A 23,849-nucleotide genomic window follows, 5' to 3' on the forward strand; every position below is an offset into this window, starting at 1 on the left:
AAAGGCTTGAAGTACTTACTTCAAGCCTTTTTTGGATTTAGGGGTATTTACAAATGTTTTTTATTGCATTTTAGTTCTAAAATAACCTTTACCATTGTAATTTATATTTTAATTTTCCCTAACCTCTAATGATGAAAAACTTATATCCCCATAAACACTATCTTCTTTTTTATAATTAGCTTTATCCAATATTGTTTTTTTGATTATTGAAAAAATGTTTAGGCTTTTCTTCTCAACTTTATTGCTATTTTCATCTAAAAAATTGCAATATTATCAGAACTATGATAGAGGGTAATTTTATATTTTTTATCAATACACTGAACATTAAACCCTGTTGAATATCCAACATTTATTTATAAAAGTATCCTTTTGAGATATGCCACCTCAAAATATGTTAGTATTGCAACTTAGGATAAACAAGAAAATTAAAAATGAGCAAATTATTTTTAATAAGTTTTGATTACAAACAAAAGAGAAAGTATTTTAACTCTCTATTATTCCCCCAATTCCATCTTTTAAAAAGGTTATATTGGTAAAAATTCTAATATTTTTCTTCGGAATAGACTTGCTTCCCTAACCAATATAATTCATGTTTTCTAAAATTAATGTTATCATCCAAAACATTATGGACAAAATCTACAAGTTCTGATATTCTCTCTGGTTGTGTGATTCTTACTCGTGTTTCAAAATTTGATGTAAAACCTTTCGTTGTAAAATTCAAAGATCCCATATAGGCTATTTTCCTATCAATAATATAAATTTTTGAATGAATAAACATCTTCTCTCCATAATTATCTCTTAAATATTTGAAATTCAATTTTTCAGAATAATCAACTTATAAATTTCAATCTTTTCAATCTTAGATTTTATTTGCCATAATTTATAGCTCAAAAAAGAAAGAAAAAAAGAAAACATAATAAAGCCAAACGACAACACAGTGAAATCTTTGTTCAATAGTTTCACTATCCCACTACTAAAAAACACACAAGCGATACTAAATACAGCAATTAATAAAAATAAATATAAATTCTTCTTTTTTTCTTTTTTTTCCTTCTTCTTAATATCCGTTTCCTTATTTTGATGAATTAATTTTCTAAGAACTGTTTTATACTGTCTGTCATTTAAATCACTAAATCCCAACCTTACATTTACATTCCTATTTTTCAAAACAAATAAATCATCTAATTTACTTTCATCTATATATGGAGAAATAATTAGCACCTCGCTTTTTGCATTCAACAAATCATCTTGTAATTGTTTACCTGAACTTTGACCTATATAAATCTCTATGGCTTCATTATTTCCTAAATTGTTTCTGAAATAAAAGTTTCTTTTTGTCTCTTTTGTTTCCATTTTTTGATTTAATAATCGTCTTATAGAATTTCTATCAACAAATAAAAATTAGTAAAAAATATAAAACTACAACATTTTCAAATTATTTACCTCAAGTTCGGTAAGGATACGCCAATGTCCTCTTTTGATATTTTTCTTGGTGAGCCCTGCAAACATCACTCTATCTAACGCCTCAACTTCGTAGCCTAACCTTTGGAATATCCTCCTAATCACTCTATTCCAACCGATATGAATTTCTATCCCAATTTCATTTTTAGGTTTACCGTCTATATAAGAAATGCTATCCACCTCTGCAACACCTTCTTCCAATCTAATCCCTTTGGCTATAATCGCCATATCTTCGCCTGTAAGCTTTCTGTCTAAGGTAACATGGTAAATTTTCTTGATATTGAAAGATGGGTGGGTAAGTTTCTTGGTAAGATGCCCATCATTGGTGAGTAGAATAACGCCCGTTGTTTGCCTATCCAAACGTCCCACAGGGAAAATTCTATATGGAGAAGCATTTGCCGTTAAATCCATTACTGTTTTTCTAGCTTTCTCATCTTTTGTGGTAGAGATGTAGCCTTTAGGTTTGTTGAGAAGTACATACACAGGCTTTTCAGGTGTAATGCTTTGTCCATCAAAAACCACTTTATCTGTCTTTTGCACTTGATAGCCTAGTTCGGTTACTACTTTACCATTGATTTCAACTAAACCTTGCTGTATCAATTCGTCAGCCTCTCGTCTGCTACAAATCCCTGAATTAGCAATATATTTATTAAGTCTAATGGTGTCTTTAGGCTGTTGTACAAGTTTATTTATTCTTCTTTTTTGGACAAAAGCTCTAGCTCTGTCGGCTTCTTTATCATCAAATCTTCTTCCGCCTCTACGGTCTCCTTTTACATATTTATCTCTAGAATCAAAATCTCTACCTCCTAATTTTGAGCCACGAGAGTTCTCAGTATTCCCTCTTTTTTGATTTGTTCTTGATTTTCCTGAAAAATTTTTGCGTTCTCTGCTCATATTTGTAACTAATTATGTTTTGCAAAGATACAATTTTTTAGAGGTTATTAGAGGCTACTTATAAAATAGATGTTTGTATAAAATAATTGGATAGAGTTTTTATCATTAAATTCCACTAAAACCTGTAACATTTTTGATAATAAAGATACTTATACAAGAAAAAATTATTATGAACTTGAAAATTTCAAATTTAACTAAAGCTTATAGCAATGGAGTAAAAGCCCTTAATGGAGTTAATTTAGAAATAGGGAGCGGAATGTTTGGGCTATTAGGACCTAATGGCGCTGGTAAATCATCTTTAATGAGGACTATTGCTACCTTACAAATGCCTGATGAAGGCGAAATTTATTTTGGAGACATCAATGTTTTAGAGGACAAAATGGCCCTGAGAAAGGTACTGGGCTATCTTCCGCAAGAGTTTGGAGTTTATCCTAATATGTCGGCTCAAAGTTTATTAGATTATTTTGCTCGTTTAAAAGGAATTACCAATGCTTCCGAAAGAGAATCTATGATTAAAGAGGTACTACAAATTACCAATTTGTACGATGTGAAAGATAAAAGTGTGAGTGGATATTCTGGCGGTATGAAACAAAGATTTGGTATTGCTCAATTATTACTTAATAATCCTCAACTGATTATAGTAGATGAACCTACGGCAGGGCTAGACCCTTCAGAAAGAAGTCGTTTCCTTAATGTTTTGAGAGAAATCGGGACTAAGCATACCGTTATATTTTCTACCCATATAGTAGATGATGTAAGAGAGCTTTGTAATGATTTGGCGGTACTTAACGGCGGAAAGATACTTTTTAGAGGAACACCTAAGCAAGGGGAAGAAATGCTGAAAGGAAAAGTGTGGAGCCGTATTATCAACCGAGAGGATTATGATGATTTTAATGAAAAATACAACTTGCTTTCCTCCAAATTTAATGAAGATAATACACTCAACATAAGGGTTTATGCTGAACAGCAACCTCATGAAACCTTTGAGGAAGTGAAGCCTATGTTAGAAGATGTTTATTTTGTTTCACTAAAAAACGACCTATAGGCTTATGAAAACGATTTTTATATTTGAACTTAAAAGATGGCTGAAAAATTGGGTACTCTACCTCTATTTACTTATTTTCTTCTCTTTAGGGTTTTTAATATCTGCGATGGCGTTAGGCTATTTTGATAATTTGTCTGCCACCACTTCATCTAATAGGTTCGTAAACTCGGCTTTGAGCCTTAACGGATTATTGGGACAGCTAGGAACTTTTATCAATTTTATTATCCCTGCAGTAGTGGGTGCTACAGTATATAGAGATTATAAGTACAACTTTCATAGTATATTTTACGCTTATCCGTTCAGTAAATCTAGCTATATTTTGGGTAAGTTTTCAAGTGGAATACTCGTAACGATATTGATTTCCTTATCAATAGGTGCGGCGTTTTTATTAGCTTCTGTGTTGCCTTTCGCAAACAAAGATTTGTTAGCTCCTATTGATTTTTTTGCCTATATACAGCCTTATCTTTTGTTTATTATTCCTAATATATTTGTGATAGGAGCTTTTGTTTTTGCGTTGGTAACTTTAACGAGAAATGAATACATCGGTTTTGTTTTTGTGATAATTCTGATACTGTTTCAGTCGTTTATTTATAATATGACCAATGATGTAGATGATAAATTTTGGGTAAGTTTGCTGGACCCTTATGGTGCTATATCACTAGAATACCTTACAGAATACTGGACGATTGAAGAGCAGAATACTCTGCTTATCCCTTTCAAGAGCGCCTTGCTTTACAATAGACTTGTATGGGTTGGTCTAGGGATTTTGGTTTTTGTGGCTACCTATTTTATATTCTCGTTTAACTACACAGTGCCTAGTTTTCTTGGTAAAAAGAAGAAAGCACAAAGATTTACAAAGAATAATTTTGGAGGAATAGTTAAAATCAATTTGCCTAAAGTAAGTTATCATTACGATTTTTGGAACAGTTTTAAAACAGCCATAAGCTTATCTAAATTCGAGTTTAAGCTCATTGTAAAGAACAGAATTTTTCTTGTTTTTATTACAATACTTATGTTGTTTATTGTATTTTCGGGTTATACCTTAGGGCAAGAGTTATTTGGAACTAGAACTTATCCTGTAACTTGGAAAGTTATAGGTATGGCTAAAGGGCTTCTTGAAGTATTTTTGTTGTTAATCATTTATTTATTCGCAGGAATTAGTCTTAATAATGCTTCTAATTTTAGAATTAATCATTTGGTAGATAGTACTCCTGTTCCTAATTGGGTGCTTTTGATGTCTAAAGTTTTAGGACTTATAAAAATGGTGATACTTATTATGCTAGTAAGTATTACGTCAGGAATGCTGATTCAGTCTTATTATGGCTATTTTAAATTTGAGATAGGTCAATACCTTATAACTTTCTTAGGTTTAGAGTTATTGTATTACGTTATTGTCATCTTATATGCTGTATTTATACAAGGATTTTTCAAAAACTATCTTGTTGGCTTTTTTGTAATTATCCTAAGTATGATGTATCCACTCATATTTTCTAGGATAGGGCTAGAGCATAAATTTTATTATTTTAATAGTTCGGGAGGCGGTTATAGCTATTCTGATATGAATGTTTTTGGGGTTTATAGAACTTACCTTTACTATAAGTTGTATTGGTTGCTGTTTTGTGGCGTTCTGTATCTGCTCACTTTAGCCTTTTGGAGACGAGGCATTTTCTCTGGAGCTAAAGAGAGAATAAAAATATTTTTCTCAAGAGTAAAACAAACCAATATAGCTATTCCTATTGTATTGTTTTTGGTTTCATTTTTAGGACTAGGATATGCTTTTTATTATCAAGCCGTAAAGCTAGAACCTTATTATTCTAGGCAAGAAGAAGAAAAGATGATGATAGATTATGAAAAACAGTACAAAAAATACGAAAACTATCCACAACCAAGAATTGTAGATGTTAAAGTAGATATGGCTATTTTCCCTAAAGAAAGAAACTATAAAGCCACCGCAGAATATACTTTGGTTAATAAGACTGAAAAAGCAATAGATAGCCTATTCGTAAACTATGATAATAATCTTAAAGAGATTAACTTTAACACTGCCTCTCATTTGGTACATAAAGATAGTGTAAAATATTTTGACATTTATAAACTTAAAACGCCATTACAACCAGGAGAATCAATTAAAGTTAATTTTATGGTTCAGAATAAGCCTAACACTTGGCTCAAAGACAGGTCGCCTATATTGGAGAATGGTACTTTTATCAATAATTCTATTTTTCCTAGTTTTGGTTATAATGCTAGTGCAGAGATAAAGGATAATGATATTAGAAAAAAATATCATCTCCCTGATACCGAAATTATGGCAGACCCTAAAAATCTGAAAGCAAGAGAAAATACCTACATTGCAACAGATTCGGATTGGATAAACTTTGAGGCTACGGTAAGCACTTCAGCAGACCAAATTGCTATTGCGCCTGGCTATCTTCAAAAAGAATGGTCAAAAAATGGCAGGCGCTATTTCCATTATAAAATGGATAAAAAAATGCTTAATTTCTATGCCTTTAATTCGGGAAGATATGAAGTTAAAAAGGAAAAATATAACGGAATTAATTATGAAATCTACTATCATAAAGGACACGAATACAACCTTGATAGGATGATGGAAGCAATGAAAAAATCTATTAAATACTATTCTGAAAACTTTAGTCCTTATCAGCATAAACAAGCGAGGATTATAGAGTTTCCTAAAACCGAAGGTACTTTTGCGCAAGCATTTGCCAATACGATGCCTTTCTCCGAGGGTATAGGTTTTATAGCGATGGTGGATTTAGATAATCCTAATTCTGTGGACTATCCATTCTCTGTAGTTTCTCACGAAATGGCTCATCAATGGTGGGCTCATCAGGTTATAGGGGCTAATACTAAAGGTTCCACACTTTTATCGGAATCTTTATCAGAATACAGTTCTTTAAAAGTGCTAGAGAAAGAATATGGTAAATACCAAATGAGAAAGTTTCTAAAAGAGGCTTTGGATAAATATCTGCAAGGGAGAACTTTTGAATGGAAGGAAGAAAATCCTTTAATGTACGTAGAAAATCAGCAGTACATACACTATAACAAGGGAGCTTTAGTACTTTATGCTATGAGCGATTATTTAGGAGAGAGAAAATTCAATAATATACTGAAATCGTTTGTTGAAAAAACAGCATTTCAAGAAGCTCCTTATACTACTTCTATAGAATTTGTAGAACATTTAAAAGCCAGTACACCACCTCATTTACAGTACCTTATCCGTGATATGTTAGAAACCATTACACTTTACGATAATAGGGTAGAAGATGTTAAGGTAACACCATTGTCTAATGGTAAATATCAAGTGGATATTAAGTTTTTAGTATCTAAGTATCAAACCAATCCGAAAGGAGATGCTATTTATAAAGATGCTAAAGGTAAAGGCTTAGAAGCTCAAATTAGAAAAAGTAAGGTAAAATCGTTACCTCTGGCTGATTATATTGAAATAGGTGTTTTTGCAGAACCTATCAAGAAGAACGGTCATCAGTATGAAAATGAAATTTATAACAAAAAATATTTCATTAACAGAATAGACAATCATATTAGGATTGTTGTAGATAAAAAACCTTACGAAGTGGGAGTGGATTCCTATAATAAACTCATTGATAGAGTTTCCGAAGATAATAGGAAAAGGGTTAAATAAGTTTTAATAAGGCTTAAGACTAGGAAACAATGATTAAATTTGTTGCTAAGTCTTATGAATAGGAGTAAAATCAGCGATTATAAAATAAAAAAAATAATCAAGTGTTTTTGTAGCGATATTGACGCAACGAAAACGGCGGAAATTTTAGAGTTCAACAGAAACACCATTAACCGATATTTTAGGATTTTTCGGGAAGTGATTTTTGAAAAACAACAAGCAGATTTGAGTTTGTTTTTTGGAGAAGTTGAATTAGATGAAGCCTATTTTGGAGCAAGGCGATTACGAGGGATTAATATGCCACAAAAACGAGGAAGAGGAACTTGGAAACAACCTGTTTTTGGAGTTTTTGAAAGAGAAGGCAGGGTTTATACCGAACTGATTCCAAATGCAAAAAGTGAAACATTAAGAAAAGTTATTCGAGGAAAAGTTTCATTAGAAAGTATTTTGTTTACAGATGGTTGGCGAGGTTATAGTGGACTTTTAGATATGGGATACGAGAAGCATTTCAGGATTGACAAGAGTAAAAATTTCTCAACTCAGAATGGTGTTCACATTAATGGAATAGAAAGTTTTTGGAGTTTCACCAAGCGAAGATTAGCTAAGTTTAATGGGATAAAATCTACCTTTATATTACACTTAAAGGAATGCGAGTGGCGATGGAGAAAGGAAACTAAAGAAATGGAAAAAGAGTTATGGAAATTGATAAAAAAATATGGATAACTTTTTTAACGACTTCGTCTAAAAGTTACCCACATTTTTTTATTTTTACAACAACAAACAACAGTGTGAAAATTATAAATTTTAAACCTTTGCTAGTCTAGAGCCTTAATAAAACAAAATAGGAGGTTTTTAAGCCTCCTATTTTGTTATTAATTAAATAGTTTTGAATATAACGGATTATATTCTATCAATAATTTGATTAAGTGTTACCGAAGGACGCATTGCAGCGTAAGTTTTATCTTCGTTCGGACGATAGTAGCCTTCAATATCTTGGGCTTTACCTTGAGAAGCGATGAGCTCTTCATTGATTTTCGCCTCATTTTCTTGCATTTCTTTAGCAATAGGTTGAAACAGAGTAGATAACTCTGAATCTTGAGTCTGTGCTGCTAAAGCTTCTGCCCAATATAACGCTAAATAAAAATGAGAACCTCTATTATCTATGCTTCCTATTTTTCTAGCTGGAGATTTGTCATTAGCTAAAAACTTGGCATTAGCTTCATCTAGTGCATCTGCCAATACTTGAGCCTTCGTATTATTTTGAGTTTGTGCTAAGTGTTCTAAACTTGCCTGTAATGCTAAAAATTCTCCTAAAGAATCCCAACGTAAATAGCCTTCTTCTATAAACTGCTCTATATGTTTAGGAGCAGAACCTCCTGCACCTGTTTCAAATAGCCCACCACCGTTCATAAGAGGTACAATAGACAACATCTTAGCCGAGGTTCCTAACTCTAGGATAGGGAATAAATCCGTAAGATAATCTCTAAGAACATTGCCAGATACAGAAATAGTGTCTTTACCTTCTCTAGCTCTTTTAAGAGTTTCAGACATTGCGTCTTTAACATCTAAAATTTTAATATCAAGCCCTTGTGTATCGTAATTTTTAAGATATTGTTCTACTTTTTTGATAACTTCTCTATCGTGAGCTCTACCTTTATCTAACCAAAATATAGCTGGAGTATCCGATAAGCGAGAACGGTTAACCGCTAATTTAACCCAATCTTGTATAGGAGCATCTTTAGTTTGACACATTCTGAAAATATCTCCCGTTTCTACCTTTTGTTCTAATAAAACTTCGTTGTTTTCATTAAGGACTTTTACAGTACCTTCTGCTTCCATTTGGAAAGTCTTATCGTGAGAACCGTACTCTTCTGCCTTTTTAGCCATTAGTCCTACATTAGGTACACTACCCATAGTAGTAGGGTCTAACTTTCCGTTAGCTTTCATATCATCTATTACAGCTTGATAGAAACCAGCATAAGAACGGTCTGGAATTATGGCTAAAGTATCTTCCTCTTGTCCATCTTTATTCCACATTTTACCGCCACCACGAACTAATGCCGCCATAGAAGCATCTACAATAACATCACTAGGAACGTGGAAGTTAGTAATTCCCTTATCCGAGTTGACCATTGCTACTCTAGAACTTTCGTTTAGAACATGCTCTATATCAACTTTTATATCAGCTTCTTGAGCAATTCCTGCAATTTTATCATAAAGACTTGCCAGTCCATCGTTAGGATTAACATCTAATGATTTGAATGTTTCTGCATACTTTTCAAATACTTCTTGGAAGAATGTTTCAACAATAGCTCCGAAAATAATAGGGTCAGACACCTTCATCATAGTTGCCTTTAAATGAGCAGAAAGCAATACATTTCTACTTTTAGCTTCTTGTATCGCCTCTTTTACAAAAGTTTTTAAGGCTTTGATGTTCATCACAGACGAGTCTATAATTTCTCCTGCTTGAAGAGAAGCGTAATCTTTTAGTACTTTTTCTGAACCGTCATTTCCAAAGAATACAATTTTAAACTTACCATCTTTCTCTACAGTCGTAGAAGTTTCAGTACCGTAGAAATCTCCTTGGTTCATATGAGCTACATCTGTTTTACTATCAGACTTCCATTCGCCCATTCTATGAGGATTGGCTTTTGCATAATTTTTAACAGCCTTAGGAGCTCTTCTGTCAGAATTCCCCTCTCTAAGCACAGGGTTTACAGCCGAACCAAGTACCTTAGCATATTTAGCTTTAATTTCTTTTTCTTCTTCCGTTTTTGGTTCTGCAGGATAATTAGGTACATTGAACCCTTTTTTCTGTAGTTCCTCTATAGCCTCGTTAAGCTGAGGTATAGAAGCTGAAATATTAGGCAACTTAATAATGTTAGCTTCTGGTTTTGTAGCTAATTCTCCTAATTGAGACAAAGCATCAGGAATTCTTTGTTCTTCAGTAAGAACCTCTGGAAAGTTAGCCAATATTCTCCCTGATAAAGAAATATCCGGTACTTCTATCTGTATGTCTGCTGATTTTGCAAATGCTTTTACAATAGGTAAAAATGAATGAGTAGCTAACATAGGAGCCTCATCTGTAAGGGTGTAGTAAATTTTAGCTGTTGACATTTATTCTGTTTTTTATATTATACAACATTTAGTTTCCACAAAAATAATGAAAAAAAGTATATTATACCTCAGCTAAAAAATGATTTCTCACATCTCACCCCTCTATATTATTTAGAATAGATATAAATAATGAAAAAATTAATTATACAGTTTTTAATTAAAATATATGATATTAATCATATTTTAGAAAGAATTATTAAGACTAATTAACTGATTTAAAACTTTTTAATTAAAAAATAGAACAAAACATTTTACACTAATTTTAAATAGATATACTACGAGAGTCCCAATATATTCCTAAACAAATAAATAACTCATAAACAAATATTTATATTAAAAATACTTAACACACATACACCAAATTAAATATATCAAAATCTTATCCAAGACAAATGTTTTTATTATTTTCTTAATAATAAAACTAAAAAATTATTTTTTGTTCAAAAATAAAACACCAGCAATAAAAACCATACACTTGTTTGATTTTTTTATTGAAAAAATATTTTTAATATTGTAGGACAGTTTTAAAACATTTGTATTTATGAAAAAATCTATTTTGAGAACAGAAAATTTACTGCCAATAGCAGCAAGCTTTTTGTTACTTCCAAATTTTGTCTTTGCGCAAAATGCGGAGCAAGTAAAGAAGATTAGAGAATCTTCTAATTTGAAACAGCTGAATGTACTACAAAAGGGGTTTGGGAAATCTACCCTTAGTGTAAAAGAATTGCAGACTAAAGCCAAAAGTCTTAAAATTCCTTTTGAAGGAGAGAGTAATGGTAGATATTACCAATTAAGAGGGTTTGACAAAAACGGAAGACCTCTTTACTATATCAGTTATAATACGGGAGCTGCCGAAGGTACAGGTACTAATAAACTCCATCCAGAAGCGGGAGTATTCAATTTGGAAGGAAGTGGAATGAAGATACACGAATGGGATGGTGGAGGAGTAAGAACTTCTCATCAAGAATTTGGAGGAAGAGTGGCACAAAAGGATGTTCCTTTAAGTAGTAGCGAACACGCTACTCATGTAGCAGGAACAATGGTAGCTTCTGGAGTGGATATATCTGCAAAAGGTATGGCTCCTAAAGCGACACTAGATGCTTATGATTGGAATAACGATGAAGACGAGATGATAGCTGCTGCTACAGCTGGAGCGATTCTTTCTAACCATTCTTATGGATACATAGGTGGATTTTCTTGGGGAGATTGGTCTGGTAATCAAGGGTGGCATTGGTTTGGAAGCGATGACGATACCGAATTTAAAGGTTATGGAAAATATGCTACTCCTGATAGAGACTGGGATTTAATAGCACTTAACGCACCTTACTATCTACCAGTGAAAGCAGCAGGAAACCCTAGAGGGGATGGTCCTGAGCCTGGAGAAACACATTATGTTCGTAATTCTTCAGGACAGTGGGTAGCTTCTAATAAAGTAAGACAAAGAAATGGAGGGAATAATGGATTTGATTGTGTGCTTTATGGCTCAACTGGAAAAAATCTACTGGTAGTAGGAGCTGCGCAGAAGATATCTGGAGGGTATAAATCCCCTGCAGATGTAAGAATGGCTAGTTTTAGTGCATTTGGACCAACAGATGATGGAAGAATTAAACCAGATATTTCTGGAGTTGGGGTAGGGCTTAAATCTACTGTATCTGATGGAGATACTGCCTATGGAACAATGAGCGGGACTTCTATGGCTTCTCCTAATGTTACAGGTTCGTTATTATTACTTCAAGAACATTATTATAAAAAGTTCAACGCTCACATGAAGTCGGCTACCCTAAAGGCTTTAGCCATAGCAACAGCTAACGAAGCGGGGGAGGCTCCTGGACCTGATTATGCTTCTGGTTGGGGATTACTAAATGTATTTGAGGCTGCTAAAGCTATCTCTCTAAAGGATAAATATGCTCTAATAGAAGAAAAATCTCTACAAAACGGAGCGACAGAAGAGATACAAGTGGTAGCTTCTGGAACGGAACCTCTTAAAGTAACCATTGCGTGGACAGACCCCGTACCTACAACACTTCCTAGTTTTAATACTCTTAATGATCGTACTAAAGTGTTAGTAAACGACTTGGATGTTAGAGTAATAAAAGATGGGGCAGAAGAATTACCTTGGAGGTTAAATCCTGATAATCCTGCATCGCCAGCTATTAAAGCTGACAACGATGTAGATAATGTGGAGCAAGTTGTAATAGATAACCCTGTGCCTGGTGCAACTTATACCATAAAGGTAAGCCATAAAGGAACATTAAAGAAGAATAATGTAACTACAGAGGAGCTAATAATACAACTGTAGTGACATTAGTTGACACTGATAGCCAAGATTATGGAATAGTTGTTACTGGTATCAACAATGGAGTAACAAAAGATTTAACAGTAACCGCTGTTGATGTAAAAGTGTCTCCTGTAGAATATTCTTCCGCTACACCAGTAGAATTTAAAGTAACCAATAAGGGTACTGAAGTGGCTACAGATGCTAAAGTTATTTATAAACTCCTTAATAAAGACAGTAACAACCAAGAGGTTACTCAAGGAGAGATTTCTGTACCTTCCTTAAATCCAGGAGAAACTACCACAGTATTACAAAACATAGATTTATCTAAATCTTTTGTTAATTATACCATTGTTGCTGAGGTTATTTATGCAGGTGATGAAATAGAGCTCAATAATAAAGCTAATGCAGAAGTCTATGGTATCATAGCAGATTTAACACCAGATTTATCATCTTATGAATTTGGGTATGAAGATGACTTTGCTAAAAGTGGTTGGGTATCTGAGGATAAAGATGCTGATGGAAGAACATGGAGAAAATATGATGACGCTAGTTTAGCTTATGAAGGTAATTCTTTTGCATTGAACTTCCCAGGCAATAAGACAAATGTAAATGATTGGTTATTCTCTAATCCTTTAAGACTCAAAAAAGATGTTCTTTATAGGGTGACATTCTATGCTAGAAAGTTCCGAACTTCTGCTGAAAATATCAGTATTTTTTTAGGTTCTACAAACAGTAGTACTTCAATGACCTCTGAAATAGCTCCTAAAGTAGAGGCTCTTGGAGCTTATAATAAGTATTCTTACGAGTTTAGTGTAGATTCAGACCAAATAGCCTATATGGGATTCAATCATAAGACAGTGGGCGATGCTCAGTCTTATGCTTTCGCGATGGACAACGTGAAGTTTGAGTATGCAGAAAATAAACCTAATGTTGATTTTGCAGCTAGTAAACTAAATCCTAACTCTTTTGAAACGGTTAGCTTAACTAACAATACAGTTACAGCTTCCACATTGCCTATAAATTCTTGGGAGTGGTCTTTCAGTCCTAACACAGTAAGTTTTGTAGAGAGTACCTCTTCAGCTTCCAAGGAACCTAAAGTTGTTTTCAACCAAGAAGGTGTCTATGCTATTACTCTCAAAGCAACTAATGCCAAAGGTGAAGGTGAGTTAACTAAAGAAACTTATGTTACCGTTAAGAATACCGCTACAGTAGCAGACTTTACAGTAAATAGTCAGAGTATATATTCTGGTGAAGCAGTAGTATTTACTAACACTTCTACAGGTAATCCTAAACCAACAGAGTACAAATGGACTATCACTCCGTCTGATGGAGTAGAATATGTGGGAGGAACTACAGATACTTCTGAAAACCCTAATGTTAAATTTTCTAAAGGAGGTAAATACAAAGTGGCACTAACCGCAACATCTCCGTATAATTCAAATACATTAGAAAAAGATAATTATATCTCTGTGATAGGTATTCATAATGATGTAGAAAATCTGACACATAGTTTTGATGAGAATACTAAAAATCTAACTCTTAAATGGGATAGACCAGATATGACTCCAATGTATTCTGAAGGATTTGAAAACGCTGGAAATATGCCTGCTGATATGACTATAATTGATGGTAACTCAGATAACAAAATATGGACAGCCTCTTCGTTCTTTAAGAACAATGGAGAATATGGTGTTAGATCTTATTCTTGGTATGTTGCGGGAGGTGCTGTTGATGTTGATGATTATCTTGTAACTCCTAAATTGAGAAAAGGGGCAGAAGTATTGAAATACGCAATAAAACACCCTTGGGCAGAAAGGTATGATATTTACATTGTTGAAGCTCCAGCTTCTGGACAGGCACCTACCGTTGAAGAGATTAAAGCAGGACACAAAATTCATACATCTGAAGCAACGGAAAAGATACCTGCATTTGTTACGAAAGAATTTAATATCAAACAATATGCTGATAAGGATTTCTTTGTAGTATTCCATCACAGAACAGTAAAAGCAGATAATGCATTCTATGTTGCATTAGATGATATAGAAGTTGGTTATGATAACTCTCCATCTGGAAAGTCAGGTTCTAATGCTTTAACAGAGAAAAAATCAGTTACGTCTTCTGATTTAGACTTTAAGAAGGTACTATTAGATGGACAGAAGCTGGTTTCAGAAGATATGCTAAGAGAAGACGCTAATAAAACAAATAATGTTTCTAATTCTAAAATAACATTTGGAATTACAACATTACCACATTTAGTAGGTTACGAAGTGGTTAAAGATGGTACAAGTGTAAGCAACATTGATGATTACAACACCCGTCTGTACAATGAGACAATGACCAAAAATGGTACTTATACTTACGATGTGTACGCCTTATACTCTGACGGGGCTAAATCTAACAAACAAACGGTAGTTGTTGATATCACTACACTTTCTACATCAGATGTTAACGCTAACGGAGGATTGAAAGTTTATACTAACCCATCTAATGGTTACTTTGTTGTAGAAGCAGCTAATACAGTATCTTCTCTAAAAGCTGGTGTTTACGATATGTCTGGAAAACAGATTTTATCTAACGAGTACAAAGGCAATAAGTTTGAGCTTAATTTAACCCAAAATCCTAAAGGTGTTTATATCTTAAATCTAATAGATGATAAAGGAGTAAAACACAATGTGAAACTGATGGTTAAATAAAAATTGATTTTATCTCAAAATTAATTTTAATAAACGGAGAAAGTCGGCTTTTAGTCGGCTTTCTTTTTTGGGATATATTTGAGGTTTGGGTAAGGAATGACATATATAAAACTTAGTTATATTAGTTAGAACACAAAGATCCATTAAGAAAATATTTAATTTACTAAGTAGAAAAAAGAATTTTCTAGATAAAAAATTCAAAATTGATTATGAACTTTTAACTCCCTTTAAAGTAGAGATATCCTCTTAACGGAATAAAAAAATAGAGGAAATTGTATAATTGTAAATTGAAATAAGACTAACTTTGCATTTATGAATTTTCCAAGTAAGGTTTTAGAAAAAGCAGTAGAAGAAATATCAGGTCTCCCAGGGATAGGCAGAAAGTCGGCTCTCAGACTAGCGCTTCATTTGCTTAGACAACCGAGTTCACAAGGATTAGCTCTAGGCGATGCTATACAAAATCTAGTTACAGAGATAAAATATTGTAAAGAATGCCATAACTTTTCGGACACAGATATTTGCGAAATTTGTGCAGATGACAGTAGACACGCTGAACTCCTATGCGTTGTGGAAGATGTGAGAGATGTAATGGCGATAGAAAACACAGGAAAATTCAAAGGAAAATATTTGGTTTTAGGAGGAAAAATATCGCCTATGGAAGGTATTGGACCTCAACAATTAAATATAGAAACTTTAGAAAGCAAACTAGAAATAGGGGAGATAGAGGAGGTTATTTTTGCACTATCTGCCACTATGGAGGGCGATACCACCGTGTATTATTTGTATAAAAAGTTTAAGCATTTTGACATTAAATTCTCCAATATTGCGAGAGGGATTTCCGTAGGAGATGAACTAGAGTACGCCGATGAAGTTTCTTTGGGGAGGTCTATTTTGAACCGAATACCTTATAAAGGTCATTAAGTTTTTATGAAAAAAAAGCTAAGCATCATCATCGTTAATTATAATGTAACCGATTTGTTATCGGCTTGTATTCAGTCCATAGAAAAGTATGCAGCCAAAGTAGATTACGAAATTATAGTTATAGATAACTGCTCCACAGATAACTCTTGGAAAGAACTTAAATGCATCTTTCCAAAGGTCGTTTTTATGGAATTAGAAGAGAATTTAGGTTTCTCCAAAGCGAATAACATTGCCGCCCAAAAAGCTCAAAACGAATATATTTTATTACTAAACCCAGATACAGAGTTAGAAAGTGATGGGCTAGATAGTTTGTTAGAATTTGCTGATGGTTGTGATAATTTGGGTTGCATCGGTGTTAGAATGCATAATTTGGCGGGGGATTTTCTTCCAGAGAGCAAACGTTCTGTTCCTAATATCATCAATTCTTTTGAAAAATTATTTCTTTTCACTTCTCGGAAAAATAACCGTAAAACCTATTACAGAAACGATATCAACGAAAACGAAATTGCTTGTGTAGAAGTGATTACAGGAGCTTTTCTTTTAATGAAAAGAGAACTATATCTAGATATAGGAGGTTTAGACGAAAGATATTTTATGTACGGCGAAGATATAGATTTGTGCTATACTCTTATCTGTAAAGGCTTTCAAAACTACTATTATGGGGCTTATTCTATACTTCATTACAAAGGGCAAAGCACCGTGAAAGATTTAAAATATTTGTCAAGATTTTATGGAGCAATGTTTTTATTTTTAGAAAAATACTATAAGTCTAAAAATAGATTAAAATACCTATTGCTATTACAAGGTTTTAAACTAAAATATTTTATAGAACGCCTAAAGCTAAAAAAAGCGAAAGAAATATAATCTCTTTCGCTTTTCTATAATAAAGACTTAACAAAATCTTAGTTTCCTGTATTGCTTGGTGCTACTGGCGTAGCTGTGTTGTTTAAATCTACTTTTTGGTTTGGTGCTTGTGGAGCATTAGGTAACTCTGTTTTCTTAGGAGCTACAGGAGCCACATTCACTGTAGGTTTTGCAGTTAATACCACACTTAAAACAATTAGTAATACCACCGTAATTCCTAATGTCCAAGTAGCCTTCTCCATAAAATCATTAGTTCTTTGAACGCCGAAAGACGCCGATGACGCTCCCCCGAATGTTCCTGAAAGACCTCCACCTTTAGGGTTTTGTGCCAAAACTACTAATACCAACAACACACACACAATTACTATAAGAACCATAAATAGCGTAAAAACTGTACCCATAACTAAAAAGATAATTTTTTAAGTTCGCAAATATAAGAAGAATAATTTTATATCAAGAATAAAATAACTAAAACTTATGTAAAAAGAGGCAACTCCAAATAGAATTGCCTCTTAATGTTCAAAAAGTTATGGTTTTATTAACTATTTAAAATCTGTTTCTTGAGCTTTATTAAATTCGTAAGATTTTACTTCAAAAGTAATATCCATACCACTCATATTCTGGTTGATTTTGAACGGCATTTTAACTCCTGAAACTTCTTTATAATCAGAGAAAGTAGAAGGAATAGTCATTTCTTTATCACCCATTTTTTCTACTTTAGTTTCACCTAATTTCAATCCAGATTTTACGCTGTAGAAATAAGTGGTTTTACCTGATTTAATAGCATAAGCCTCTTCATTATTTACCTTTTCAATGCCTTTTAGTTCATAGTTACCATTGTTAGCAAACGCTAATTCTTTGAAAACTTCAGTAGATTTTTGCATCTCTTGTTTAGCCTGTTCTGGCATAGGGATTTTGTTTCCTTGAGCCATAATGTAGCCGTCTTTGCCATCAAATACAACTTTCTGCATAGAGTTGCCCATCATTTTCATATCCATCATCATTTTACCACCTTTTGCTTGTACTAAAGTCATTTCCAAAGGCATTCCCTGAACGGTAGCCGTAGCATTCATCGTAACAGAATTGATTTTACTAACCGCCTCTTTTCCACCTATGGCTTTAATGTAGTTTTGAGCAACGCTTTCTACATTTACATTAGCATCTACTTTTTTAACTTCAGGTTTTTGGCTAGGATTTGCATAGGCATCGTAGTATTTTACTGGGTAACCTAATTTTTCTAAACTATCCGCAATATCTGTTGCTTTACCAGCTATGAAAATTCTCGCTTGATTAGGCAAAATATTTTCATTAACTACCTTTTTAATATCAGCAGCTGTTACCTTTTCTATGGATTTTAAATAATTAGTATAGAAATCCGCAGGTAGATCTTGAAGTTTTTGGTTTAAAGCAAATCTGGCAATAGTTTCAGGTTTTTCTAAAGACATAATGAAATTACCTTTCAGTTTTGCCTTAGCGTTTTGTAACTCTTCTGGTTTTACAGTAGAGATGGCATTAAGCTCGTTGATGAATTCTTTTACAGCCTTATCTGTAACCTCATTTCTTACACTTGCTTCTGCACTAAAGTTAGGTGAGTATTTACTTGTAGATAGGCTAGAATATGCCCCGTAAGTAAATGCATTTTTCTCTCTAAGGTTCATAAACAATCTACCTTCGCCACCGCCGCCAAGTATATAGTTTGCCATAACTCCAGCAAAATATTGTGGGTCTTTCATTTGTAAAGTAGAAATATTACCTACTTTAATGATAGATTGTACAGCGTTTGGAACATCTACCACATTAACCTCGGTAGAGGCTAGATTTTTTGCAGGTGCAGGAGTAGGGATTTTAACATTAGATTTTTTCCAATTTTTAAATTGGCTTTCTATCTGTTTCTTTACTTCATCATATTTTACATCGCCTACAATTACAAGATAAGCATTGTTAGGTGTGTAATATTTTTGATAGAAATCCTGCACATCTTTTAGTTGAATTTTATTGATGCTTTCCGCTGTTTTAAACTCTCCTAAAGCGGTGTTTTTACCATAAATAAGTGCATCAGACACTCGGTTAGCGATAGCTTCTGCACTCTTTTCGTCTGCTTTAAGCCCTTCTAACGCTCTTTCTTTAGACTTTTGAACTTCTTCACTAGAGAATTTCGGGTTGATGATAGCATCTGCCATAAGGCTTACCACCTCTGGATAATATTTAGATAGTGTATTGGCAAATGCTCCAGAAGCGCCAAAATTTAATCTAGCTCCTAAGAAGTCTACTTTTTTATTAAATTCTTCTTTGCTAAGGGAAGTGGTTCCGTTACCTAGTTGGCTTGCCATAATGCTAGAAACTCCAGCGATATTGCCCTCATATACAGGAGGTGTGTCTATGGTAAGAGTAACATTAACTCTAGGGAGTTTATGATTTTCTACCACCATTACGGTAAGTCCGTTTTTAAGGGTGAAAGTTTTAGGCTGTGCCACATTTACCGTAGGAGTAGGTCCTGGTTTTGGCATTGCATTAAGGTCTATATTTTGAGCAGATAACATTCCTGAAACTAGAAACGCCGCTGCAATGTATTTGATATTTTTCATTGTTAATTAGAATTATTTTTTTTGAGGTAAATAATTGATGTTGATTCTTTGGTTTGGATTAAGGTATTTAATCGCTGCTTGTTTTAAGTCTTCACGGGTGATAGAACGGTAGATGTCTATCTCTTTATTGATAAGATTAGTATCTCCTTTTAAAACATAGCTATCTGCTAGAGAATGAGCAATACCTTCCACAGTAGAATTAGAATTTACAAACTGATTTTCAAACTGGTTTTGAAGTTTCTGATAGTCTTCTTCCGAAATTAGTGTAGTTTGCAGCTTTTTGATTTCAGCATCTATATCCTTTTCTAATGTAGCTTTGGTAGTAGCTCCCATAGGTATTGCAAAGAATGCGAAGATGCTATAATCTTCCATACCAATATTAGCTGCTTGTACTTGTAAAGCCTTTTTCTCCTGATCTACTAATTTTTTGTATAGAACAGAAGATTTACCACTGCTTAAATAGCTGCCCAACATTTCCAGAACATAAGCATCTTTTTCTTTATTAGATGGCGTTCTGTAAGTAAATACATAGGCTGGGATTTGGATATTATTATCATAAACCGTTACTTCTTCTTGTTTGGTAATAGGTGCTTCTTTAGGGAAGTTTCTAGTAACTTCTGCACCTCTAGGAATAGTGGCGTAGTATTCGTTAATCCACTTTTTAGTTTGTTCAGGATTGATGTCTCCAGCCACAACTAGAGTAGCATTATTGGGTACATAATACTTCTTAAAGAAACTTTGGAACTCTTCTAATTTTGCTGCATTTAAGTCTTCCATAGAGCCAATGGTAGTCCCTTTGTAAGGGTGATTTTTAAAGGCAGAAGTTAAAATACTATTAAACAGATTTCCGTAAGGTTGATTGTCTATTCTTAGCCTTTTTTCTTCTTTTACCACTTCTCTTTGAGTATCTACACCTACTTGGTTAATTACCGGTTGTCTCATTCTTTCAGCTTCCATCCAAAGTCCAAGTTGGGTATTGTTAGAAGGGAAAGTTTCGTAGTAGTAGGTTCTATCTCCAGTAGTGTTAGCATTGTTATTACCACCGTTAGACGAAACTATTTTAAACCATTCACCTCTTTTGATATTTGGAGTTCCTTCAAATAAAAGGTGTTCAAAAAAGTGAGCAAACCCTGTTCTGCCTTCCATTTCGTCTTTAGCACCTACGTGGTACATTACTGCGGTAGTAACTACAGGAGCCGAATTGTCTTGATGGAGAATTACATGAAGTCCGTTAGGGAGGTCGTACTCCTCAAATTTGATTTGTTGTGCATTTAGCAGAGCTCCCGCGAAAGTAGCCACTGCCAAAGAGAAAAACTTTTTTTTCATTACGATATTAAATTTATTTTTTTGTTTTTAATTTCTTAAAGCGATTAGTAGAATTTTCTAATGATTTGTTACAAAATTATTTTAATTTCTTCTAAATCTCTTATAATGAAATGTTAAAGTTTCAATCTGTAAAAGATAGTATTTATACAATGTACAAAGTCAGTTTCATTCAAAGAAATCTATTCTTTAAAGCTAACTTGTTTTCTTTTTTTATTGAATTTTTGATTAGTTTATAATTATTATTCATCTGTTACTAGTAGAATATTGTTTGTAACAGCTTATTATCCATTTGTTACAGTTAGGATACGATTTGTAACAGTTCATTATCCATTTGTTACAGTTAAAATACGATTTGTAACAGCTTATTATCCATTTGTTACAGTTAGGATACGATTTGTAACAGCTTATTATCCATTTGTTACAGTTAGGATACGATTTGTAACAGCTTATTATCCATTTGTTACTTGTAAAACACTATTTGTAACAAGTTGTTGTCCTTAAAATACCATTTCTATATAGTTTTTTTATATTTATCATTGCATTAAGCAAAAAAGATTTCATAGCTAAAGACCATCATCGGTATTTTTTTTAATCGTTTATAGGTTGTAAATTTGTGGGATTTTTGGAGAGACAATATTAAAAAGCATTTCTATGGTAGATTATTTGAAGGGATTAAATGAAGCTCAGTACAAAGCAGTGACTACAATACAGGGACCACTAATGGTATTGGCAGGAGCTGGTTCTGGTAAAACGCGTGTGCTTACGATGCGTATTGCACATCTAATCACCAATGGAGTAGACCCTTTTAATATACTTGCACTTACCTTTACCAACAAAGCCGCTAGAGAAATGAAAGAGAGAATTGCCAAAGTGGTCGGAGAAAGCGATGCTAAAAGTCTATGGATGGGGACTTTCCACTCGGTTTTTGCAAGAATATTGAGGAGCGAGGCTCATTACTTAGGATTTCCTTCCAACTTTACCATTTACGACTCTCAAGATGCTCTTAATGTACTTAAGAAGGTCATCAAAGACCTTAATATAGATTCAGATTTATACAAACCTAAAAAAGTACAAGCCAGAATATCTCAATACAAAAACAATCTCATCACCGTAAGGGCTTACTATAACAATCCTGAACTTATGGAAAACGATGCCCGAGCAAATATGAAACTCATTGGGCAAATTTATCAGAAATATGTGGAAGTTTGTTTTAAAAACGGAGCGATGGATTTTGATGACTTGCTTTTGAGAACCAACGAACTTCTCACTCGTTTTCCCGAAGTTCTTGCAAAATATCAAGACAGATTTAGATATATTTTAGTAGATGAGTATCAGGATACCAACCACTCTCAATATCTTATTGTAAAGGCGTTAGCCTCCAAATTTGAGAATATATGTGTCGTGGGAGATGATGCCCAATCTATCTACTCTTTTAGAGGTGCTAATATTTACAACATTCTTAACTTTAAAAAAGATTATCCAGATGCCGTAACGGTTTCACTAGAGCAAAACTACCGTTCTACACAGAATATTGTAAATGCTGCTAATGTGGTGATTGCTAAAAACCAGCAACAGTTCAAAAAGAATGTATTTAGTGCTAATGAAGAAGGCGAAAAACTTAAAGTTTACCGTTCACTTTCAGATGCCGACGAAGCCAACTTTGTTGCCGCCAACATTTGGGAACTGCACAACTCTCAACAAAGAATGTTCAATGAGTTTGCTATTTTATATAGAACAAACTCTCAAACCAGAGCTTTTGAAGATGCTTTAAGGCGAAAAAATATTCCATACCGTGTCTATGGCGGATTGTCCTTTTATCAAAGGAAAGAGGTTAAAGATTTACTAGCCTATCTAAGACTTTTGGTAAACGAAAACGATGCCGAGGCACTCACAAGAATCATCAACTATCCCGTGAGAGGCATAGGCGAAACTACACAAAATAAACTTATTGTTTACGCAGATGGGCAAGGGTTATCTTTAGCTCAAGTTCTATCAGATTTACCATTTCACACACCTAGATTAGGGCTTAATAATTCGGCTCTCAATAAGCTAAATGATTTTTGGCAAATGATAAAGGCATTCCAAGTGATGCTTAAAACCGAAAATGCTTATACCGTTGCAATGGAGGTAGCTAAAAGAAGTGGGCTCATCAAAAACCTAAAAGACGACCAAACTCCAGAAGGAATTTCTAGGTTAGAAAACATACAAGAATTGATGAACTCAATGCAAGGTTTCATTGAGGAACAGCAACAACTTGAAGAAGGTGATGCTAGTCTTTCCAATTTTTTAGAGAACATTGCCCTTTCGGCGGATACTCAAGACAAACCTGACGGTAGCGAGGATATGGTTTCTCTAATGACAATACATCTTTCCAAAGGGTTAGAGTTTCCTGTGGTACACCTTGTGGGGTTAGAGGAAAACCTGTTTCCGAGTTTTATGAGCAGTAGTTCCCGAGAAGAATTGGAGGAGGAGCGAAGACTCTTCTATGTAGCTTTAACTCGTGCCGAAAAACAAGCCTATCTTTCTTATGCGGTTTCTCGTTTCCAATGGGGAAAAATTACAGACTCGGAGCCGAGCAGATTTCTTAGCGAAATAGATGCTCAATATTTAGACTTCCTTAATGCAAGTATGGAAAGGCATTTTGTAAATCATTCAGGGATTAAATCTAATATTTTTGATGATACCCCATCAGCTCCAATTGCTTTTAAAAAGAAAGAACCTAAGAAAACTCTCAATCGTGCCGAAACGAGTCTTCAGCCCAAAGAACCTAAAAAACTAAAACCGTTAGCATCAGCTAAAATTAACAATCCTGTTGGTGGAACAACGCAAGATATACAAGTAGGCGATAGAGTAAGACACGATAGGTTTGGTATGGGAGAAGTTATTTTTATTGATGGAACTGATGCTACCAACATTAAAGCAAAAGTTCGCTTTGAACACGAAGGCGAAAAAAACTTGATTTTAAAGTTTGCTAGACTAGAGAAGCTCTAAGATTTAGTAGGAAATC

15 protein-coding genes are annotated in these 23,849 nt (G+C 33.8%); 8 read left to right on the forward strand and 7 right to left on the reverse strand.

Features of this window, described 5'->3' with window-relative positions; all coding sequences use genetic code 11:
- Positions 1-541 precede the first annotated feature (541 nt).
- The 3 genes from RA0C_RS01905 to RA0C_RS01915 all read right to left on the reverse strand — a co-directional run bounded on the left by RA0C_RS01905 (position 542) and on the right by RA0C_RS01915 (position 2,355).
- On the reverse strand, positions 542-778 hold the full coding sequence (locus RA0C_RS01905; RefSeq protein WP_228481920.1) for a phospholipase D-like domain-containing protein: 237 nt from the start codon (positions 776-778) through the stop codon (positions 542-544).
- A 35-nt stretch (positions 779-813) separates the two neighbouring features.
- Positions 814-1,353 carry a phospholipase D-like domain-containing protein gene (locus RA0C_RS01910; RefSeq protein ID WP_004919312.1) on the reverse strand — a complete coding sequence of 180 codons (540 nt, stop codon included), beginning with the start codon at positions 1,351-1,353 and terminating at the stop codon, positions 814-816.
- Positions 1,354-1,419: 66 nt separating this feature from the next.
- Complete coding sequence (locus RA0C_RS01915) at positions 1,420-2,355, reverse strand: pseudouridine synthase (RefSeq protein WP_013446728.1); 936 nt, start codon at positions 2,353-2,355, stop codon at positions 1,420-1,422.
- 169 nt (positions 2,356-2,524) lie between these two features.
- On the opposite strand from RA0C_RS01915, the gene RA0C_RS01920 reads away from it, so the two are divergent.
- From RA0C_RS01920 to RA0C_RS01930, 3 genes are read left to right on the forward strand one after another with little or no spacing between them, the layout of a single operon-like run.
- Positions 2,525-3,400, forward strand: coding sequence for an ABC transporter ATP-binding protein (locus RA0C_RS01920; protein WP_004919307.1), 876 nt, complete (start codon positions 2,525-2,527; stop codon positions 3,398-3,400).
- A 4-nt stretch (positions 3,401-3,404) separates the two neighbouring features.
- Positions 3,405-7,061 carry an ABC transporter permease/M1 family aminopeptidase gene (locus RA0C_RS01925; RefSeq protein WP_004919305.1) on the forward strand — a complete coding sequence of 1,219 codons (3,657 nt, stop codon included), beginning with the start codon at positions 3,405-3,407 and terminating at the stop codon, positions 7,059-7,061.
- Positions 7,062-7,115: 54 nt separating this feature from the next.
- Complete coding sequence (locus tag RA0C_RS01930; RefSeq protein ID WP_013446730.1) at positions 7,116-7,781, forward strand: IS1595-like element ISRan1 family transposase; 666 nt, start codon at positions 7,116-7,118, stop codon at positions 7,779-7,781.
- Between the two features lie 177 nt (positions 7,782-7,958).
- Here the strand turns inward: RA0C_RS01930 and RA0C_RS01935 are convergent, their stop codons facing one another.
- A complete protein-coding gene (locus tag RA0C_RS01935) occupies positions 7,959-10,175 on the reverse strand; it encodes an NADP-dependent isocitrate dehydrogenase (protein WP_004919081.1) in 2,217 nt (738 codons plus the stop codon).
- A gap of 541 nt (positions 10,176-10,716) precedes the next feature.
- Between RA0C_RS01935 and RA0C_RS10520 the strand changes: the two genes are divergently transcribed.
- The 4 genes from RA0C_RS10520 to RA0C_RS01955 all read left to right on the forward strand — a co-directional run bounded on the left by RA0C_RS10520 (position 10,717) and on the right by RA0C_RS01955 (position 16,931).
- Entirely contained in the window at positions 10,717-12,474 is a 1,758-nt protein-coding gene (locus RA0C_RS10520) for a S8 family serine peptidase (RefSeq protein ID WP_013446731.1), read from the forward strand.
- Positions 12,474-15,146 carry a PKD domain-containing protein gene (locus RA0C_RS10525; RefSeq protein WP_013446732.1) on the forward strand — a complete coding sequence of 891 codons (2,673 nt, stop codon included), beginning with the start codon at positions 12,474-12,476 and terminating at the stop codon, positions 15,144-15,146. The genes RA0C_RS10520 and RA0C_RS10525 overlap by 1 nt, the downstream gene beginning before the upstream one ends.
- Before the next feature lie 312 nt (positions 15,147-15,458).
- The gene (gene recR, locus RA0C_RS01950; protein WP_004919077.1) at positions 15,459-16,067 is read left to right on the forward strand and encodes a recombination mediator RecR; all 609 of its coding nucleotides are present in this window, start codon (positions 15,459-15,461) and stop codon (positions 16,065-16,067) included.
- Between the two features lie 6 nt (positions 16,068-16,073).
- Positions 16,074-16,931 (forward strand): glycosyltransferase family 2 protein, encoded by an 858-nt coding sequence (locus tag RA0C_RS01955; RefSeq protein ID WP_013446733.1) that lies wholly within the window; start codon positions 16,074-16,076, stop codon positions 16,929-16,931.
- Positions 16,932-16,969: 38 nt separating this feature from the next.
- On the opposite strand, the gene secG is transcribed toward RA0C_RS01955, so the two are convergent.
- The 3 genes from secG to RA0C_RS01970 all read right to left on the reverse strand — a co-directional run bounded on the left by secG (position 16,970) and on the right by RA0C_RS01970 (position 20,842).
- Positions 16,970-17,332, reverse strand: a complete 363-nt coding sequence (secG, locus tag RA0C_RS01960) for a preprotein translocase subunit SecG (RefSeq protein ID WP_013446734.1) — start codon at positions 17,330-17,332, stop codon at positions 16,970-16,972.
- A gap of 141 nt (positions 17,333-17,473) precedes the next feature.
- Positions 17,474-19,516 (reverse strand): M16 family metallopeptidase, encoded by a 2,043-nt coding sequence (locus RA0C_RS01965; protein ID WP_013446735.1) that lies wholly within the window; start codon positions 19,514-19,516, stop codon positions 17,474-17,476.
- Between the two features lie 12 nt (positions 19,517-19,528).
- The gene (locus tag RA0C_RS01970; RefSeq protein WP_004919072.1) at positions 19,529-20,842 is read right to left on the reverse strand and encodes a M16 family metallopeptidase; all 1,314 of its coding nucleotides are present in this window, start codon (positions 20,840-20,842) and stop codon (positions 19,529-19,531) included.
- Positions 20,843-21,493: 651 nt separating this feature from the next.
- Between RA0C_RS01970 and RA0C_RS01975 the strand changes: the two genes are divergently transcribed.
- Positions 21,494-23,833: an ATP-dependent helicase gene (locus RA0C_RS01975; RefSeq protein ID WP_013446737.1), complete on the forward strand. Its 2,340-nt coding sequence runs from the start codon at positions 21,494-21,496 to the stop codon at positions 23,831-23,833.
- The last annotated feature ends 16 nt before the right edge of the window (positions 23,834-23,849 follow it).

Source organism: Riemerella anatipestifer ATCC 11845 = DSM 15868 (assembly GCF_000252855.1).
Taxonomy (GTDB): domain Bacteria; phylum Bacteroidota; class Bacteroidia; order Flavobacteriales; family Weeksellaceae; genus Riemerella; species Riemerella anatipestifera.

What these genes read in the sequence shown, in the direction of transcription:
- RA0C_RS01905 (WP_228481920.1), bottom strand. Translation starts at nt 778, where the DNA reads ATGTTTATTCATTCAAAAATTTATATTATTGATAGGAAAATAGCCTAT.
- RA0C_RS01910 (WP_004919312.1), bottom strand. Translation starts at nt 1,353, where the DNA reads ATGGAAACAAAAGAGACAAAAAGAAACTTTTATTTCAGAAACAATTTA.
- RA0C_RS01915 (WP_013446728.1), bottom strand. Translation starts at nt 2,355, where the DNA reads ATGAGCAGAGAACGCAAAAATTTTTCAGGAAAATCAAGAACAAATCAA.
- RA0C_RS01920 (WP_004919307.1), top strand. Translation starts at nt 2,525, where the DNA reads ATGAACTTGAAAATTTCAAATTTAACTAAAGCTTATAGCAATGGAGTA.
- RA0C_RS01925 (WP_004919305.1), top strand. Translation starts at nt 3,405, where the DNA reads ATGAAAACGATTTTTATATTTGAACTTAAAAGATGGCTGAAAAATTGG.
- RA0C_RS01930 (WP_013446730.1), top strand. Translation starts at nt 7,116, where the DNA reads ATGAATAGGAGTAAAATCAGCGATTATAAAATAAAAAAAATAATCAAG.
- RA0C_RS01935 (WP_004919081.1), bottom strand. Translation starts at nt 10,175, where the DNA reads ATGTCAACAGCTAAAATTTACTACACCCTTACAGATGAGGCTCCTATG.
- RA0C_RS10520 (WP_013446731.1), top strand. Translation starts at nt 10,717, where the DNA reads ATGAAAAAATCTATTTTGAGAACAGAAAATTTACTGCCAATAGCAGCA.
- recR (WP_004919077.1), top strand. Translation starts at nt 15,459, where the DNA reads ATGAATTTTCCAAGTAAGGTTTTAGAAAAAGCAGTAGAAGAAATATCA.
- RA0C_RS01955 (WP_013446733.1), top strand. Translation starts at nt 16,074, where the DNA reads ATGAAAAAAAAGCTAAGCATCATCATCGTTAATTATAATGTAACCGAT.
- secG (WP_013446734.1), bottom strand. Translation starts at nt 17,332, where the DNA reads ATGGGTACAGTTTTTACGCTATTTATGGTTCTTATAGTAATTGTGTGT.
- RA0C_RS01965 (WP_013446735.1), bottom strand. Translation starts at nt 19,516, where the DNA reads ATGAAAAATATCAAATACATTGCAGCGGCGTTTCTAGTTTCAGGAATG.
- RA0C_RS01970 (WP_004919072.1), bottom strand. Translation starts at nt 20,842, where the DNA reads ATGAAAAAAAAGTTTTTCTCTTTGGCAGTGGCTACTTTCGCGGGAGCT.
- RA0C_RS01975 (WP_013446737.1), top strand. Translation starts at nt 21,494, where the DNA reads ATGGTAGATTATTTGAAGGGATTAAATGAAGCTCAGTACAAAGCAGTG.